Origin of the sequence: Basfia succiniciproducens (assembly GCF_011455875.1) — a bacterium.
Taxonomy (GTDB): domain Bacteria; phylum Pseudomonadota; class Gammaproteobacteria; order Enterobacterales; family Pasteurellaceae; genus Basfia; species Basfia succiniciproducens.
Genome location: NZ_CP015031.1, coordinates 2,193,598 through 2,210,109, shown reverse-complemented (window position 1 = coordinate 2,210,109; position 16,512 = coordinate 2,193,598). Strand labels below are relative to the sequence as shown.

Genomic DNA, 16,512 nt, shown 5'->3' with positions numbered 1-16,512 from the left:
CCGACTAATGCAATCAATTAAAATCATTGCCGGCAATGGCGAACAATACATGATTGATCACGAATTGTGGCAACGCAATCAACAGCAGCAACATGTATTGTTACGCTATCTTGCCGTACCCATCAAAGAGGAAGAGCAAAAACTATGGCTTGCCATTGATAATGTAGAAAATATCGCCGCTTGCGAAACCTTTTCCTTTTTAACCGGCAAAATTGTTGAACCCGTATTAGTCAGTAACGAAACCTTAAAATCATTATTGCAACCGGATGAACCGCAATCATTAAGTATTGAAGAAACATCATTGATTTATACGGAAAGCCTCTCTCAAAATAAGGAAAATAAAAATACCGACGAACCTATTATCCGTTTATTAAATAATATTTTTGAGAGCGCCCTAAGTAAAAATGCCTCCGATATTCATTTCGAGCCGCAAAAAAACCAGCTTCGAATTCGTTTCAGAATCGACGGTGTGTTGCAACAACAAACACCCGTTAATCTTTCTTTAGCAGGGCGCATTATTTCAAGATTAAAACTGTTGGCAAAATTAGATATCAGCGAAACCCGCTTACCGCAAGACGGACGTTTTGATTTCAAAACCACCTTCGCCGAAACCCTGGATTTTCGTATATCGACCCTTGCCACCAGAAACGGTGAAAAAATCGTGCTGCGTTTACAGCAAAATAAACCGGTGGATTTCAGCTTTGAACAACTTGGTATGGAGCCTGCGCAACAACAAAAACTCGAACAAGCACTTAATCAGCCGCAAGGGTTAATTTTAGTGACCGGCCCGACCGGTAGCGGGAAAAGTATCACCCTTTATACGGCGCTGCAATGGCTTAATAGCGCCTCAAAACATATAATGACGGCGGAAGATCCCATTGAAATTGAACTTGAAGGGATTATTCAAACCCAAATACAGCCTCAAATAGGCTTGAGTTTCAGCCGACTGCTGCGCACATTTCTACGTCAGGATCCGGATGTCATTATGCTAGGTGAAATCCGTGATGATGAAAGTGCTCAAATGGCATTACGTGCAGCGCAAACCGGGCATTTGGTTCTATCCACCTTGCATACTAACGATGCTTACTCCGCAATTTCACGCTTATTGCAACTGGGAATTAAACAGCATGAAATCGATAATAGCCTGCTCCTTATTATCGCCCAACGCTTAGTGCGAAAGCGTTGCCAAAAGTGCGGTCAATTTTCCAAAAGTTTTATCAACTGCGACTGTCATCAAGGTTACCGAGGACGTATCGGCATTTATCAGTTTCTTCATCCCTGGTGGCAAGCTCAGAAATGGCAATATGTTACGGATTTTCCTTCCCTTTATCAGGCGGCAAAAAACAAAGTACAACAACAAATTACCGATAAGCAGGAATTATTGCGCGTATTAGGAAGTGAAAAATGACATTAAAACGCTATCGCTGGAAAGCGCTCAATCGGCTAAAACAAACCCAATCAGGCTTTATTCTGGCGGAATCGGACATTCAGGCAAAACAAAACCTGCTGGCGCGAAATTTATATGAAATCAAGCTGCAACAAGATTGGCAACTTAGGTACAAAGTAAGCAATGCAGAAATTTGTGATGTGCTGAACCAACTGGCGACATTATTGGATGCTCAAATCCCCTTAAAAGAAAGCCTGCATATTCTTATCCAAAATTGCAGTTCGATTCCGTTGAATCAGTGGTTACGCAATTTATTATCGCAATTGGAACGCGGCTTTGCTTTTTCCAAGTCCATTGAACTGCAAGGATTATATCTCTCAGCCCAAGAGTTACAGTTGATTAAAGTAGGTGAAATGAGCGGAAAACTAAGTTATGTTTGCAGCCAAATTGCTCATTTTCGCCAACAGCAATTGGCATTACAACGAAAAATACAAAAAATTCTGCTTTACCCTTTGGTGGTGCTTGTTATATCTGCGACGCTAACATTATTGCTATTAATATTTATCGTACCTCAATTTGCCGAAATGTATCAGGATAACAACCAAGATCTCCCGTTCATCACTAAATTTTTGTTAGTTTTATCGCACAGTTTAACTCATTATATTTGGTATATAACCGGTGTCACCACATTAACTTTTATATTTATCAAAAAACAGTGGCGTCATTCAATATGGTTATATAAATGCACCCAACAACTCATGGCATTAATGCCGCTCATAAGTACCATTAAACAGCAGGCAAGGCTGATTAATTTCTGTCGCAGCCTGCAATTAATGTTAAACGCAGGTATTCCGCTACAACAAGGATTACAGGCTTTTCTGCCGCAGATCAAAACATGGCAAAACACCGGCGCTTTGCCCAGTGATCTTATCTTAGTTGAAGAAGTTCAAGCTATTTTACATTGGATAAAGCAAGGTTACGGCTTTTCTAACAGCGTAGGAAGCCGTCTGTTTCCTCAACAGGCACAACAAATTTTGCAGGTGGGTGAAAGTTCCGGTCAACTAAGCAACATTCTGCAAAAAATTGCCGACGATTATCAGCAACAACTTGATCACAAAATCGATTTGCTTTCCCAATTGCTCGAACCTTTTCTAATGCTGCTCATCGGCATTATCATTGGTGTAATTATGCTCGGAATGTATCTTCCTATTTTTAATATGGGGAATATAATGTGAGTAATTTATATCTTGTGTTTTTCGCTTGTTTGATTGGTTACTTAACTTATTACTATTTAAGCAATTTTCGAACAAAACTGCATAAGGATATTTATTACGCCTTTTACCAAATATTTCCGCAAAAACAACCGCACTTTACCATTGAACAAGCCGACCAAGCAGGTCAATTAAGTCCGCTTTCCCTTGCCAATCAATGGATTTATATCGGGATCTCAATTGTACTTTGTTCTATCATACAAACCTTGACAAAAGACTTAACGCTCACTTGTTTTTACATGAGCTATCTTGTTTTATTGTTTATTATCGGCAAACTCGATTGGCATTATCAGCTCATTGAACCTGCTTTATGCCAGTTGTTGCTGTTAATTCTGTCAGGCGCAAGTTATTTCCGCCTAATTTCCAATTCTTTGGAAGATGTTGTTGAAAGTGCGGTAATTTCTTTTGTTATTTTTTATCTTGTATACCACATAAGTAAACTTTGCTACAAAAAAGAAGTATTCGGGCAGGGCGATTATTGGCTAATCAGCGCATTATCCGCAGGTTTATCCTGGCGGGATATTCCGCTGATGATAAGCCTTGCCTGCCTTTTAGCCTTATTTTATGCTTTAATTTATAACCGCCTCCTAGCCCACACAAAAATCAGCCTTGTTCCCTTCGCGCCTTTTCTCTGTACCGCTAACCTTGTGACTCTTTTTATAAAGATGTTAATATGAAGAACAATCAATAAAAAGGACAAAATATGGCTTATATCGTAGGTTTAACCGGTGGCATTGGCAGTGGCAAAAGTACCATCGCCGATCTTTTTATGGAATTAGGCGTACCCGTTGTTGATGCCGACGAGGTATCCCGCCGGCTTGTCGAAAAAGGTTCGCCTTTACTGAGCAAAATAGCGACGCATTTCGGTGCGGATATTCTCACAAACTGCGGCGAACTCAACCGCAGCAAATTACGGGAAATTATCTTCAACCGACCCGAACAAAAAAATTGGCTGAATGCCCTTTTACATCCGGCGATTAATGAGGAAATGCAACGCCAATTACAGGCGCAACAAGCGCCTTATGTTTTATTCGTTGTACCTTTGCTCATTGAAAATAACCTCATGTCGCTTTGCGATCGCATTCTTATTATTGATGTGTCGCCGCAAACCCAGCTTGAACGCGCGACCAAGCGGGATAAAAATCAGCGGGAACTCATTCAACAAATTATGAATTCTCAAGTGAGCCGTGAAAAACGTTTAACCTTCGCCGATGATATTATCAATAATGACGAGGATTTTGCGCAAAACGGCGACCGCATCAAACAAAAAGTGTTAGAATTACATCAGCGATACTTACAACTTGCTCAACAAAAGAGTTCAACATATGACAACAAAAACGACAGATGAAACCTTTACCGTTGACTGCCCTATTTGCAAAAAGGCGGTAATTTGGTCCCCGCAAAGCCCTTATCGTCCTTTTTGTAGCAAACGCTGCCAATTAATCGATTTAGGCGAATGGGCGGCGGAAGAAAAAGCCATTCCTTGTGAAAACGCAGACTTTGCAATGGATCCGGAAAATAACGAAGATTGGGCAAAACATTAAATTAGGAATAAACTCAATGAAAATTCAGCATACGGAAGATCAACAACAAGGCGAATTTTTTATTCTTTCGGAAACCGGTGAAAAAGTTGCTAAACTCACCTATTTCTATCAATCGCCTCGGGTAATTAACGCCAACCATACTTACGTATCCGACAGCTTACGCGGGCAAGGTATAGCGGATAAACTTTATCAGGCGTTAATTCAGCTGATTAAAGAAAAACGGCTTGAATTAATACCGAGTTGTAGTTACATTGCTAGAAAATGGCGGCGGGACCACCAAAAATCCTGAATTTACCTATATTTTGCATAGCAAAAGTGCGGTTGAGATTTTAAAAAATTATGCTAAAATCTACCGCACTTTTATTTTCACCATAAAAGTCAAGTTCGGATGAAGGTAGCTGGAGAGTGGGGAATTAACCCTACGCCGACGATGAAAAATCTTTCAGGCGCAAAGTAATTTGCAAGGACTGTTACTGGACGAACCCTTGGAGAGATCCAATGTGCTTAGCACAAAATGGACGCCGAAGGCGCAAAAGTGCGGTCAATTTTGACCGATTTTCTTGAAACGCTCAGGCAAAAGGACAGGGGCAAGAGATAATTCGGTTGAATCTGATCACTCACACTTGAGCGTATTGCTTTTTTATCACCATTTCTTTTCGCCTCCTTGTATATTTTGAAGTTTACGAGGAATCAACATAATGTCGTTAGAAACGATTTTATCATCAATCGACTCCTTTATTTGGGGTCCGCCGCTTTTAATTTTACTTTCCGGTACAGGTTTATATTTGACTTTACGTCTCGGCTTTTTGCAAATTCGCCATTTGCCGAGAGCATTCGCTTATATGTTCAAAAAAGAGGAAGGCAATCACCAAAGAGGTGACGTTTCCGCATTTCAGGCTTTATGTACCGCACTTTCCGCAACAATCGGAACGGGAAATATTGTCGGTGTAGCCACAGCGATTCAGGCGGGCGGCCCGGGCGCTATGTTCTGGATGTGGTTAGTGGCGTTACTTGGTATGTCCACCAAATATGCGGAATGTTTACTGGCGGTAAAATACCGTGTTCGCGATAAAAACGGTTTCATGGCGGGCGGCCCGATGTATTATATTGAACGTGGGCTTGGTATTAAATGGTTAGCTAAATTATTTGCCGTTTTTGGCGTGCTGGTAGCATTCTTTGGCATCGGTACCTTTCCGCAAATAAATGCCATTACTCATGCTATGAACGATACATTCAGCGTTCCCGTAACTATCAGTGCGGCAATTATCACCATTCTTGTAGCGGCGATTATTTTAGGCGGTGTAAAACGCATTGCCGCGGTTTCCTCTTACATTGTACCGTTTATGGCGGTGTTATATGTTACTACCTCATTGATTATTTTATTAATTAATGCGGATAAAGTGCCTTCAGCACTTGCCTTGATCATTGAAAGCGCCTTTAACCCGGAAGCTGCGCTAGGCGGTGCTTTGGGTTTCACAGTTATGAAAGCTATTCAGTCCGGTGTGGCCCGCGGTATTTTCTCTAACGAATCAGGTTTAGGTAGCGCGCCTATCGCAGCTGCGGCTGCACATACCAAAGAACCGGTGCGCCAAGGTTTGATTTCAATGACGGGAACCTTCCTTGATACCATTATCGTATGTTCAATGACAGGCTTGGTTTTAGTCATTACCGGTGCGTGGCAATCTTCGGATATGGCGGGCGCGGCGGTAACCAACTACGCTTTCAGCCAAGGTTTGGGTACGAATATCGGTGCTACTATTGTCACCGTCGGGTTATTATTTTTCGCATTTACCACTATTTTAGGCTGGTGTTATTACGGCGAACGTTGTTTCGTTTATTTGGTCGGAATCAAAGGTATCAAGCTTTACCGCACGGCTTTCATTATCTTAGTTGCTTGCGGTGCATTTATTAAACTTGATTTAATCTGGATTCTGGCGGATATCGTAAACGGTTTAATGGCATTCCCTAACTTAATCGCCTTAATTGGCTTACGTAAGGTTATCGTCAGCGAAACAAAAGATTACTTTATGCGTTTAAAAACAAATAATTACAGTTTAGACGATAATGAAGAACAAATAGTGAACAGCTAATCCGGAAATAAAATAAAAAAGGGCTCGATAATTCGCTTATATCGAGCCCAATAACTTCCAAATCATAGCAACTTTTTTAAATAAAAAAATAACTTTTTTGTAAAACTTCTACATAGATCATATTTTGAAAACTTTCTTAAATGATTACGAATAAAGTACTTGAAAAGTCTCACGGAGGTAGCTATTTTGTAATCAAGGATTCAAACCAGAGTTGTAAAACTCATTACTCATAGAACGAGGTAAATGCTATGACACTAAATATCACAAGTAAACAAATGGACATTACTCCCGCAATTCGTACCCACGTAGAAGAGAGACTTGCAAAATTAGAAAAATGGCACACTCAGTTAATTAATCCCCATTTCATTTTGAGCAAGATTCCAAACGGTTTCCAAGTCGACGCCTCAATCGGCACTCCAATAGGCAATCTGCAGGCTACCGCTCAATCGGATGATATGTATAAAGCAATTAATGAAGTTGAAGAAAAATTAGAAAAACAATTGAATAAATTGCAGCATAAAGATGAATCTCGCAGAGCAAGCGAACGTTTAAAAGATTCTTTTGAATAATAATTGTAATTGTTAAAATTTAATTTGAAGAAGGCGGTAGCATACCGCCTTCATTTTTATGGTAATTTTAATCAGACGATAGTTTTTCTTCGTGTTTTACTTCGTCCCAAAGCATATCCATTTCCATTAACGAACTTTCGGTAGCGGTCTTATTCTGTTGCCGTAATTTATCTTCAACTGCGCGGAAACGCCGCTCAAATTTATGATTTGCCTTGCGCAAACTTTCTTCAGCCTGACATTTTAAATGGCGGCTTAAATTAACCACTGCAAAAAGTAAATCACCTATTTCTTCTTCTAATTTTGCTTGTTGAGGTGCCGGACAATTAATTTCCTGTGTTACTTCCTCAAGTTCTTCCTCAACTTTAGCAATAACCGGCGCAACCTGCTGCCAATCAAATCCCGCTTTGGCACATTTTTTCTGTAATTTTTCCGCTCTCAATAATGCGGGGAAAGAAAACGGCACATTATCTAAAATAGACGTATGGGCTTGATTTTTCGCTTCCCGCGCTTTCATTTCATTCCAGTTTCTTAAAGCGGCATGTTCATCAGCAGCTTCTTTATCACCAAACACATGAGGATGACGGTAAATTAATTTTTCCGCAATATCATTAACCACATCGTCAAAGGTGAATTTATTTTCTTCCGCCGCCAGTTGGCTTAAAAAGACCACTTGCATCAGTAAATCACCCAGTTCTTCCCTTAAATCCGCCGTATTCTTCTGTTGGATTGCCTCCACAACTTCATAACTTTCTTCAATTAGGCAGGGAATCATAGATTCATAGTTTTGTTTCAGATCCCAAGGGCAACCGCCGTCCGGATCCCGCAATTTAGCAACGATATTTTTTAACTCCTGAATATTACGTGACATATCATCCTTCTTTTTTAGCAATTTCTTCATCAATTTTTGCCGATCATAACATAATCCGTATAATTCCCCCACCCATAAAAAATGTTGTAAAACGTGATCTAGTGCAAATTTTTTCTGCATGACTAATGATAGTATTATTACCAACCAAAGAGGTTTAACCCTAGATCAAAAAAGGAGTAAATTATGTATAAACATATATTAGTAGCTGTTGATCTTTCCGATGAAAGCTCCGTAATTTTGAAAAAAGCGGCTGATATTGCAAAACGACATGAAGCTAAACTTTCAATTATTCATGTTGATGTAAATTTCTCTGATCTTTATACAGGGTTAATTGATGTCAATATGTCTTCGATGCAGGATCGTATATCAACCGAAACTCAACAGGCTTTATTGGAATTATCCGAACAGGCAGGTTACCCGATTACCGAAAAATTAAGCGGCAGCGGCGACTTAGGACAGGTATTATCCGATGCTATCGATCAATATGATGTTGACTTGTTGGTTACCGGCCACCACCAAGACTTCTGGAGTAAATTAATGTCCTCAACCCGTCAATTAATGAACAATATTAAAATTGATATGTTGGTCGTGCCGTTACGTGATGAAGATTAATCAAAATAAAACTTTTTAAATTCCGACCGCACTTTCACTCCCAAATGGAAGTGCGGTTTATTTTTTCATTTTATAGATGTAACCGTTGCCTGAAATAACACAAAAAGGCGTTCTATAAATCGCAAAAATGTGTAACAATAAAGCATATTATTAAACAAAATAGAACCAGCAAGGTTTATATAAATGAAAACAACAGCTCAAATTAGACAATCCTATTTAGATTTTTTCCATAGTAAAGGTCACCAAGTCGTTGAGAGTAGTTCTCTTGTTCCTCATAATGACCCTACCCTATTATTTACCAATGCCGGAATGAACCAATTCAAAGACGTTTTCCTAGGAATGGATAAACGCCCTTATACCCGAGCCACCACAGCGCAACGTTGCGTACGCGCAGGCGGTAAACATAACGACCTGGAGAATGTCGGTTATACGGCCCGTCATCACACATTCTTTGAAATGTTAGGTAACTTTAGTTTCGGTGATTATTTTAAACATGATGCGATTGCCTACGGTTGGGAGTTTTTGACTTCTCCGCAATGGCTTGGTCTGCCGAAAGAAAAATTATATGTTACCGTCTATGAAACCGATGACGAAGCTTATGATATCTGGAACAAAGAAGTAGGCGTGCCTGCCGATCACATTATTCGTATTGGTGACAACAAAGGCGCGCCTTATGCGTCGGATAATTTCTGGGCAATGGGTGACACGGGTCCTTGCGGTCCTTGTACCGAAATTTTCTATGATCACGGTGAACACATTTGGGGCGGTTTACCGGGCACGCCCGAAGAAGACGGCGACCGTTATATCGAAATCTGGAACATCGTATTTATGCAATTTAACCGCCATGCCGACGGCACAATGGAAAAATTACCAAAACCGTCCGTAGATACGGGTATGGGGTTAGAACGTATTGCGGCGGTACTCCAACACGTTAATTCAAACTATGATATTGATATTTTCCAAACACTAATCAAAAAAGTGGCACAATTAACCGGTAAAAAAGATTTAACCAACAAATCATTACGCGTAATCGCCGACCATATTCGCTCTTGCGCCTACTTAATTGCCGACGGCGTAATGCCTTCCAATGAAGGCAGAGGTTATGTATTGCGGCGCATTATCCGTCGCGCAGTTCGCCATGGTCATTTACTGGGTGCTAAAGAAACATTCTTCTACAAATTAGTGCCGACCTTAGCGGACGTGATGGAACATGCCGGCGAAATCGTTAACCAAAAACGCGCGTTAATCGAAAAAACCTTAAAAGCGGAAGAAGAACAGTTCGCTCGCACTCTTGAACGCGGTTTATTGCTATTAGACGACGCTTTATCACAAGTAAAGGATAACGTACTTTCCGGTGACGTAGCCTTTAAATTATACGATACCTACGGTTTCCCGTTGGATTTAACCGCCGATGTTTGTCGCGAACGCAATATTACTATTGATGAAAAAGGTTTTGAGCGTGAAATGCAGGCTCAACGAGCCCGAGCTCAGGCAAGCAGTAATTTCGGCGTTGACTACAACAATGTCATTAAAGTTGACGGACAAACAGAATTCAAAGGCTATGAAACCACTTCTTTAAGTAGTGCCAAAGTTGTCGCTCTATTTACCGACGGAAAATCCGTTGAACGCGTTCAATCCGGTGAAAATGCCGTAGTTATTTTAGACCGAACACCATTTTACGGAGAATCAGGCGGTCAAATCGGTGATACCGGTTATATTGCGACGGACTTAGCGGCTTTCCGTATTAATGACACACAGAAATACGGTCAGGTAACCGGTCATATCGGACAACTGGAATCAGGTTCATTATCTGTGGGCGACACCGTTAGTGCGCAAGTGGATACCGAACGACGTCTCGCGGTTGCAGCAAACCACAGTGCGACCCACTTATTGCACGCAGCATTACGCGAAGTATTGGGTGATCATGTAGCGCAAAAAGGGTCATTAGTTTCAGAATCCGCCTTGCGTTTCGACTTCATCCAACCGGAGGCCATCAGTAAAGAACAAATTATCGAAATTGAAGCCATTGTCAACCGTCAAATCCGCGAAAATATCAGCGTCACTACGGAAGTGATGGATATTGAGGCGGCCAAACAAAAAGGTGCGATGGCATTATTCGGTGAAAAATACGGCGATTTGGTTCGAGTTGTCGGTATGACCGGCTTTTCTATCGAGCTTTGCGGCGGTACCCATGTTAAACGTACCGGCGATATAGGTTTATTCAAAGTCGTATCTGAAAGCGCAATTGCCGCCGGTATTCGCCGTATTGAAGCGGTGACGGCAGAAAATGCGATCAATTGGTTGAATAACCAACAAAATATTCTTAATCAAAGTGCCGATTTATTAAAATCCGATACGGCGTCTTTGGTCGAAAAAATCCAGCAATTACAAGATAAAGCTAAAAAAGCTGAAAAAGAATTGCAGCAATTAAAAGAAAAAGCGGCAATGCAGGCGGGCTCCGATTTAGCTAAAAGTGCGGTCAAAATTAACGATATTTCTGTCATTGTTCAACAACTTGACGGTATTGAAACAAAATCGTTACGCGTTATGGTTGATGACCTTAAAAATCAGCTTGGATCCGGCGTTATTGTATTTGCATCGGTAGTTGAAGATAAAGTAAATCTGATCGTCGGAGTTACAGCAGATTTAACCGGCAAAGTTAAAGCCGGCGAACTTGTTAATCTAATGGCTCAACAAGTAGGCGGTAAAGGCGGCGGTCGTCCCGACATGGCAATGGCCGGCGGTTCTCAACCGGAAAACGTCGGTGCCGCATTATCCGCTTGTTCCGATTGGTTGGAAAGTAATCTTTAACTGATTTTTGAGTAGGGTTTATGAATTTTTACAATAAATCATGAACCCTAATACTCAATAAGAAAATTCACTGCTTATTATCTGAGTAGCGATATTTGGGTTTAGTAAAACAATAAGGATATTGCAGACAAAAACGGATTATCAATAGGTGAGGAGGTCTGTATGCTGATATTAACCCGTAAAGTTGGCGAGAGCCTGCTCATCGGTGATGACATATCTATCACAATTTTAAACGTACGTGGTAATCAGGTGAAAATTGGTGTAAACGCACCTAAAGATGTATCTGTTCATCGTGAGGAAATTTATCAACGTATCAAACAAGCGGAAGAGAAAGAGTCAACCTCTTAACGCTAATATACAGGAGATGTTATGACTAAATTAACTTGTTTTAAAGCCTATGATATTCGAGGTCGCTTAGGCGATGAACTTAACGCAGATATCGTTTATCGTATTGGTCGCGCTTTCGGCCAGTTTTTGAAACCAACAACCATTGTTGTAGGCGGTGATGTTCGATTAACCAGTAAAGAATTAAAAAGTGCGGTGACAAACGGCCTGTTAGACTCCGGCGTAAACGTCATCGACTTAGGTGAAGTGGGTACGGAAGAAATTTACTTTGCCACTTCTTTCTTAAAAGCGGACGGTGGTATTGAAGTAACCGCAAGTCATAATCCGATGGACTACAACGGATTAAAACTTGTTCGCGAAGGTTCCCGCCCAATCAGTGCGGATACCGGTCTTGCCGATATTCAACGTTTGGCGGAAGAAAACAACTTCCCTGCCGTGACCCAACGCGGTGTTTACAAACAACAATCGGTACTTGGCGAATATGTAGAACATTTATTGTCTTACATTAACTTGGATAACTTAAAACCGATGAAATTGGTAATCAACTCGGGTAATGGCGCGGCCGGTCATGTTATTGACGCCATCGAAGCGCAATTTAAAGCCCGTCGCGTACCTGTTGAATTTATCAAAGTGCATAATAATCCGGACGGTACCTTCCCGCACGGTATTCCTAATCCGTTACTTCATGAAAACCGTCAAGACACAATTGATGCCGTGTTAGCGAATAAAGCCGATATGGGTATTGCATTTGACGGCGACTTTGACCGTTGCTTCTTATTTGATGAAACCGCTCAATTTATTGAAGGTTACTATATCGTCGGTCTGTTAGGTCAGGCATTCTTACAAAAACATAAAGGTGCCAAGATCATTTATGACCCGCGTTTAATCTGGAACACTATTAAATTAGTGGAAGAAAACGGCGGCGAAGCGGTAATGTCCAAATCCGGTCACTCGTTCATTAAAGAAAAAATGCGTGCCATAGACGCAATCTACGGCGGTGAAATGAGCGCGCACCATTATTTCCGTGACTTTAACTACTGCGACAGCGGTATGATCCCATGGTTATTGGTAATGGAATTGGTTTGTACAACGGGCAAAACACTCGGTCAGTTAGTAAACGACAGCATTGATACCTATCCGTCACCGGGCGAAATCAACAGTAAATTAGCGGATGCCAAAACTGCAATTGCCCGAGTTCGCGCCGCTTATGAAAAAGACGCGGTAAGCATAGACGAAACTGACGGTATCAGCATTGAATACCCGACATGGCGTTTTAATTTACGCAGTTCGAATACCGAACCTGTTGTACGTTTAAATCTTGAAACCCGTGGCGATAAAAAATTAATGACGGAAAAAACCGAAGAAATTCTGGCTTTGCTTCGTCAATAATTGGTAAAAATTTGTAAAAAATATACCGCACTTTGAAATAAAGTATTAAAGTGCGGTTCTTTTTATCTTTGATTTGAAAGGAAAAACCATGAAAGTTATTATCCCGGTAGCCGGTCTGGGTACGCGTATGTTACCTGCGACAAAAGCCATTCCTAAAGAAATGTTGACTTTAGTCGATAAACCTTTAATCCAATATGTGGTTAACGAATGCATTGCGGCGGGCGTTAAAGAAATCGTGTTAGTTACCCATTCGTCGAAAAATGCTATCGAAAACCATTTTGACACTTCATTTGAACTGGAAACCATGCTGGAAAAACGCGTTAAACGTCAGTTGCTTGAAGAAGTGCGTTCTATTTGCCCGAAAGACGTCACCATTATGCACGTACGTCAAGGTAATGCAAAAGGTTTAGGCCATGCCGTTTTATGCGGCCGCCCTGCCGTGGGTAACGAGCCTTTTGCCGTAGTATTACCGGACGTATTATTAGCCGAATTCACTGCAAACCAAAAAACGGAAAATCTATCGGCGATGATCAAACGCTTTAATGAAACCGGTTCAAGCCAAATCATGGTTGCACCTGTAGATCCTAAAGATGTGAGCAGCTACGGTATCGCCGACTGCAACGGCGCCGAATTCAGTGGTGGTGAAAGTGCGGTGATTTCCCGCATGGTCGAAAAACCGAGTCCGGAAAAAGCACCGTCAAACTTAGCTGTTGTCGGTCGTTACGTGTTCTCCGCCACCATTTGGGATTTATTGGAAAGAACACCGGTTGGCGTGGGCGATGAAATTCAATTAACCGATGCTATTGATATGTTAATAGCCAAGGAAACCGTTGAAGCCTTTCATATGACCGGCGAATCCTTTGACTGCGGCGATAAAATCGGCTACATGAAAGCTTTTGTCGAATACGGTATTCAGCACGAAAAATTAGGCAACGAATTTAAAAACTACTTAAAAGCGTTCGCTAAAACCCTGTAATTCTTAACATCAAAAGAAACTAAGCTTTACCGCTAAGGCTTAGTTTCTTTCTTATCGGTAAAATTATGCTGAACCCGGCTTCCTGCGATCTTTTCGCAATTCCTTATTTCCAGTTCGCTCAACTGAAAAAATACTGCCCGGAATTAATTCCGCAAATCAAAGCTGATTATAAACGAGAGTGGAATGAATGGAAAACCTGTATACTGCAGGTCTCAGAGGGGCTCGGTTCGCCTTTTGCCGAGCCTCATATTGAGAAATGGTGTAACGGTTGGCAGGTACGCGCCCATTTCTTTGCTTATTTCAAATATGAATTTAACAAAAATTCCGCCGCGATTTTGTCCGTTTTGCTGAATCGCCGTCGTTTGCAGGTGAGCCTGGATTGGCATTGTTATCGCGCGGATCGTTCGCAAATCAATCTTTCGCAATATAATCAATGGACGGAAGATTTTGATTTCCGGCAATTTGCCGATTTTGATATCTGGCGCGGCGATGAAAGCGAATACGCGGATTTTCGTCGGGTAAAACAACTTACCTCTCAGGATTTGAGTTTGCGCAGCGATGAGGATTTTTGGTGTATCGGTAAGAATGTGGAAAAAGCCGATTTGGCGGATATTGACGCCGTGGATTTTATCAGCCGGACCATTCGGGAATTATTGCCGTTATATGAAAAATGCCATCAATAAAACTTCACGAAAAATGACCGCACTTAGCCCTTTCTGAGCATTTTCTTTTCTTAAATTTTACGCTATTCTTTATAAGTTCATTCTGCCTGCAGCACTGAACTTAAATATAACAAGTGTTGTTTGTTTACCTCTCTAAGGACTTTCCATGAAAAAACTGATTTTAGCCGCCGTGCTTTCCTCTGTTGCGGCGTTTACACAAGCGCAGATCGTGCCAAACTCAAACAGTGCGACGCACACTTATGAATTCACCCAAAGCTATGATTTGCAAGTACCGAAAGGTTCGAGCGGCGAAACCAAATTATGGGTACCGTTGCCTTTCAGCAATGATTATCAGGATGTCAAATCCATTGAATTTGACGGTAACTATCAACAAGCCTATATCACGGAAAACAACCAATACGGCGCGAAAACCCTATTCGCCCTTTGGGATAAAGATGCGCAAAAACGCGATTTAAAGGTGAAATTAGTAGTCACCACTAAAGATCGCGAGCCGATGAAACAAGGTTTACTGGAAAATTATCAGGCGCCGGAAAATATCGAATATTCCGTAGACGTACAGCAATATTTAAAACCGACCCAACACATCAAAACCGACGGTATTGTGAAACAGTTCGCCGATAAAATAGTGGGTAAAGAAAGCAATCCGTTGAAAAAAGCGGAGATGATTCACCAATGGATTGTCAATAATATGGAACGGGATAATTCCGTCTTAGGCTGCGGTGACGGCGATGTGGAAAAAATCCTAACGACCGGCGTGTTAAAAGGCAAATGTACGGATATTAACTCCGTTTTTGTGGCCTTAGCCCGCGCTTCCGGTATTCCGGCCCGTGAGATTTTCGGTATTCGTTTAGGTCAGGCGGTTAAAATGGGCGAGTATTCCAAAGGCGCTTTTGGCAGCGCAAAAGATAAAGTTGCCAACGAAAACGGAGGTCAACATTGTCGGGCGGAATTCTATTTGGCTGGTTTCGGCTGGGTGCCGGTGGACTCTGCGGACGTGGCGAAATATCGCTTAACCGAGAATAAATCCGTGGAAGATAAAGATACTCAAGCGGTTTCGCAATATTTGTTCGGTAACTGGGAAGCTAACTGGATGGGCTTTAATTATGCACGGGATTTTAATCTCTACCCAATGCCGGAATTAGCGCCGCTTAATAACTTTGGTTATCCTTATGCGGAAGTAGGCGGCGATCCGTTAAATTCTTACGATGCCAAAGAGTTCGGTTATGAATTCACCTCAAAAGAGCTCTAACGCCAAATTCTGGGCGATTTGTACCACGGCGCTGACTGCCGCCGTGGCTTCAACCCTGTGCTGTATCGGGCCGCTGATTTATTTGGCTTTCGGCCTGTCTTCCGCCTGGCTGATGGATTTAAGCGAATACAGTTATCTGCAAATTCCCATGCTGATTATTTCCCTGGGCGCCTTTAGTTACGGATTCTGGTTGCTGAATTTTTCCGATAAAATCATCTGCACCAAATATTTATCCCGTCGGACATTGCAAATTTTATATTGGATTATGGCGCCGGTTATTCTCTTTTTCTTAAGTTATCCCTATGTTTTACCTTATATTCTGGAACTTTTAGAATGAAAAAAACTTTGCTTTTTTTGACCGCACTTTTATTCTCAGGTAGCGGTTTTGCCGCCGAACGCAATGTAACATTACATATTGAAGAAATGAACTGCCAGCTTTGTGTTTATTTGGTAAACAAAGAACTGCGCAATATTGACGGTGTGATCTCCACCAAAGCCAACTTCAACACCCGCTTGGTGAAAGTGGTCGCTGATGAAAAAGTGACCGACGAAATGATGATCAACGCCATTGATAAACTGCATTATCATGCGGTGGTGAAAAAATAGCCAGCCGCATTTTTGTAAAATTTAATTATTATCTGTAAATTTAACAAATATAAGTTAAAGATTAAGTAATACTAGGTAAATTTACTCGAAAAACTACTGCAAATCATTACAC

The 16,512-nt window shown here is 41.4% G+C and carries 18 protein-coding genes and 1 riboswitch; of the genes, 17 read left to right on the top strand and 1 reads right to left on the bottom strand.

Annotation, left to right across the window (positions count from 1 at the left end):
• Positions 1-7: 7 nt before the first annotated feature.
• From A4G13_RS10280 to raiA, 8 genes are all read left to right on the top strand, one after another.
• Positions 8-1,408, top strand: a complete 1,401-nt coding sequence (locus A4G13_RS10280; protein ID WP_090654044.1) for a GspE/PulE family protein — start codon at positions 8-10, stop codon at positions 1,406-1,408.
• Positions 1,405-2,622, top strand: coding sequence for a type II secretion system F family protein (locus A4G13_RS10275; protein ID WP_165898036.1), 1,218 nt, complete (start codon positions 1,405-1,407; stop codon positions 2,620-2,622). The genes A4G13_RS10280 and A4G13_RS10275 overlap by 4 nt, the downstream gene beginning before the upstream one ends.
• Positions 2,619-3,335: a prepilin peptidase gene (locus tag A4G13_RS10270; protein ID WP_090654046.1), complete on the top strand. Its 717-nt coding sequence runs from the start codon at positions 2,619-2,621 to the stop codon at positions 3,333-3,335. The genes A4G13_RS10275 and A4G13_RS10270 overlap by 4 nt, the downstream gene beginning before the upstream one ends.
• A 26-nt stretch (positions 3,336-3,361) precedes the next feature.
• Complete coding sequence (gene coaE, locus A4G13_RS10265; RefSeq protein ID WP_090654048.1) at positions 3,362-4,006, top strand: dephospho-CoA kinase; 645 nt, start codon at positions 3,362-3,364, stop codon at positions 4,004-4,006.
• Positions 3,984-4,202, top strand: a complete 219-nt coding sequence (yacG, locus tag A4G13_RS10260) for a DNA gyrase inhibitor YacG (RefSeq protein WP_011199540.1) — start codon at positions 3,984-3,986, stop codon at positions 4,200-4,202. Before coaE ends, yacG begins: the two co-directional genes overlap by 23 nt.
• Before the next feature lie 16 nt (positions 4,203-4,218).
• The gene (locus A4G13_RS10255) at positions 4,219-4,491 is read left to right on the top strand and encodes a GNAT family N-acetyltransferase (RefSeq protein ID WP_090654049.1); all 273 of its coding nucleotides are present in this window, start codon (positions 4,219-4,221) and stop codon (positions 4,489-4,491) included.
• 186 nt (positions 4,492-4,677) lie between these two features.
• A riboswitch (glycine riboswitch) is annotated at positions 4,678-4,797 on the top strand.
• 103 nt (positions 4,798-4,900) lie between these two features.
• Positions 4,901-6,292, top strand: a complete 1,392-nt coding sequence (locus A4G13_RS10250) for an alanine/glycine:cation symporter family protein (RefSeq protein WP_011199535.1) — start codon at positions 4,901-4,903, stop codon at positions 6,290-6,292.
• A 248-nt stretch (positions 6,293-6,540) separates the two neighbouring features.
• Positions 6,541-6,861, top strand: a complete 321-nt coding sequence (gene raiA / locus A4G13_RS10245) for a ribosome-associated translation inhibitor RaiA (RefSeq protein WP_011199534.1) — start codon at positions 6,541-6,543, stop codon at positions 6,859-6,861.
• A gap of 67 nt (positions 6,862-6,928) precedes the next feature.
• Here the strand turns inward: raiA and mazG are convergent, their stop codons facing one another.
• Positions 6,929-7,729 carry a nucleoside triphosphate pyrophosphohydrolase gene (mazG, locus tag A4G13_RS10240; RefSeq protein ID WP_090654236.1) on the bottom strand — a complete coding sequence of 267 codons (801 nt, stop codon included), beginning with the start codon at positions 7,727-7,729 and terminating at the stop codon, positions 6,929-6,931.
• Positions 7,730-7,912: 183 nt separating this feature from the next.
• Here mazG and uspA point away from each other — a divergent pair, with 183 nt between their 5' ends.
• From uspA to A4G13_RS10195, 9 genes are all read left to right on the top strand, one after another.
• A complete protein-coding gene (gene uspA, locus A4G13_RS10235) occupies positions 7,913-8,341 on the top strand; it encodes a universal stress protein UspA (RefSeq protein WP_011199531.1) in 429 nt (142 codons plus the stop codon).
• A 183-nt stretch (positions 8,342-8,524) separates the two neighbouring features.
• A complete protein-coding gene (gene alaS / locus A4G13_RS10230; protein ID WP_090654050.1) occupies positions 8,525-11,152 on the top strand; it encodes an alanine--tRNA ligase in 2,628 nt (875 codons plus the stop codon).
• Between the two features lie 162 nt (positions 11,153-11,314).
• On the top strand, positions 11,315-11,500 hold the full coding sequence (csrA, locus tag A4G13_RS10225) for a carbon storage regulator CsrA (protein WP_011199529.1): 186 nt from the start codon (positions 11,315-11,317) through the stop codon (positions 11,498-11,500).
• 21 nt (positions 11,501-11,521) lie between these two features.
• Positions 11,522-12,886, top strand: a complete 1,365-nt coding sequence (locus tag A4G13_RS10220; RefSeq protein ID WP_090654052.1) for a phosphohexomutase domain-containing protein — start codon at positions 11,522-11,524, stop codon at positions 12,884-12,886.
• 88 nt (positions 12,887-12,974) lie between these two features.
• Positions 12,975-13,862: a UTP--glucose-1-phosphate uridylyltransferase GalU gene (galU, locus tag A4G13_RS10215; protein WP_041639503.1), complete on the top strand. Its 888-nt coding sequence runs from the start codon at positions 12,975-12,977 to the stop codon at positions 13,860-13,862.
• Between the two features lie 65 nt (positions 13,863-13,927).
• Positions 13,928-14,545, top strand: coding sequence for a glucose-6-phosphate 1-dehydrogenase family protein (locus A4G13_RS10210; RefSeq protein WP_011199526.1), 618 nt, complete (start codon positions 13,928-13,930; stop codon positions 14,543-14,545).
• A 145-nt stretch (positions 14,546-14,690) separates the two neighbouring features.
• Positions 14,691-15,794, top strand: coding sequence for a transglutaminase-like domain-containing protein (locus A4G13_RS10205; protein ID WP_090654054.1), 1,104 nt, complete (start codon positions 14,691-14,693; stop codon positions 15,792-15,794).
• Entirely contained in the window at positions 15,769-16,131 is a 363-nt protein-coding gene (locus tag A4G13_RS10200; RefSeq protein WP_090654056.1) for a mercuric transporter MerT family protein, read from the top strand. Before A4G13_RS10205 ends, A4G13_RS10200 begins: the two co-directional genes overlap by 26 nt.
• On the top strand, positions 16,128-16,400 hold the full coding sequence (locus A4G13_RS10195; protein ID WP_011199523.1) for a heavy-metal-associated domain-containing protein: 273 nt from the start codon (positions 16,128-16,130) through the stop codon (positions 16,398-16,400). The genes A4G13_RS10200 and A4G13_RS10195 overlap by 4 nt, the downstream gene beginning before the upstream one ends.
• The last annotated feature ends 112 nt before the right edge of the window (positions 16,401-16,512 follow it).

What these genes read in the sequence shown, in the direction of transcription:
- A4G13_RS10280 (WP_090654044.1), top strand. Translation starts at nt 8, where the DNA reads ATGCAATCAATTAAAATCATTGCCGGCAATGGCGAACAATACATGATT.
- A4G13_RS10275 (WP_165898036.1), top strand. Translation starts at nt 1,405, where the DNA reads ATGACATTAAAACGCTATCGCTGGAAAGCGCTCAATCGGCTAAAACAA.
- coaE (WP_090654048.1), top strand. Translation starts at nt 3,362, where the DNA reads ATGGCTTATATCGTAGGTTTAACCGGTGGCATTGGCAGTGGCAAAAGT.
- yacG (WP_011199540.1), top strand. Translation starts at nt 3,984, where the DNA reads ATGACAACAAAAACGACAGATGAAACCTTTACCGTTGACTGCCCTATT.
- A4G13_RS10255 (WP_090654049.1), top strand. Translation starts at nt 4,219, where the DNA reads ATGAAAATTCAGCATACGGAAGATCAACAACAAGGCGAATTTTTTATT.
- A4G13_RS10250 (WP_011199535.1), top strand. Translation starts at nt 4,901, where the DNA reads ATGTCGTTAGAAACGATTTTATCATCAATCGACTCCTTTATTTGGGGT.
- raiA (WP_011199534.1), top strand. Translation starts at nt 6,541, where the DNA reads ATGACACTAAATATCACAAGTAAACAAATGGACATTACTCCCGCAATT.
- mazG (WP_090654236.1), bottom strand. Translation starts at nt 7,729, where the DNA reads ATGTCACGTAATATTCAGGAGTTAAAAAATATCGTTGCTAAATTGCGG.
- uspA (WP_011199531.1), top strand. Translation starts at nt 7,913, where the DNA reads ATGTATAAACATATATTAGTAGCTGTTGATCTTTCCGATGAAAGCTCC.
- alaS (WP_090654050.1), top strand. Translation starts at nt 8,525, where the DNA reads ATGAAAACAACAGCTCAAATTAGACAATCCTATTTAGATTTTTTCCAT.
- csrA (WP_011199529.1), top strand. Translation starts at nt 11,315, where the DNA reads ATGCTGATATTAACCCGTAAAGTTGGCGAGAGCCTGCTCATCGGTGAT.
- A4G13_RS10220 (WP_090654052.1), top strand. Translation starts at nt 11,522, where the DNA reads ATGACTAAATTAACTTGTTTTAAAGCCTATGATATTCGAGGTCGCTTA.
- galU (WP_041639503.1), top strand. Translation starts at nt 12,975, where the DNA reads ATGAAAGTTATTATCCCGGTAGCCGGTCTGGGTACGCGTATGTTACCT.
- A4G13_RS10210 (WP_011199526.1), top strand. Translation starts at nt 13,928, where the DNA reads ATGCTGAACCCGGCTTCCTGCGATCTTTTCGCAATTCCTTATTTCCAG.
- A4G13_RS10205 (WP_090654054.1), top strand. Translation starts at nt 14,691, where the DNA reads ATGAAAAAACTGATTTTAGCCGCCGTGCTTTCCTCTGTTGCGGCGTTT.
- A4G13_RS10200 (WP_090654056.1), top strand. Translation starts at nt 15,769, where the DNA reads ATGAATTCACCTCAAAAGAGCTCTAACGCCAAATTCTGGGCGATTTGT.
- A4G13_RS10195 (WP_011199523.1), top strand. Translation starts at nt 16,128, where the DNA reads ATGAAAAAAACTTTGCTTTTTTTGACCGCACTTTTATTCTCAGGTAGC.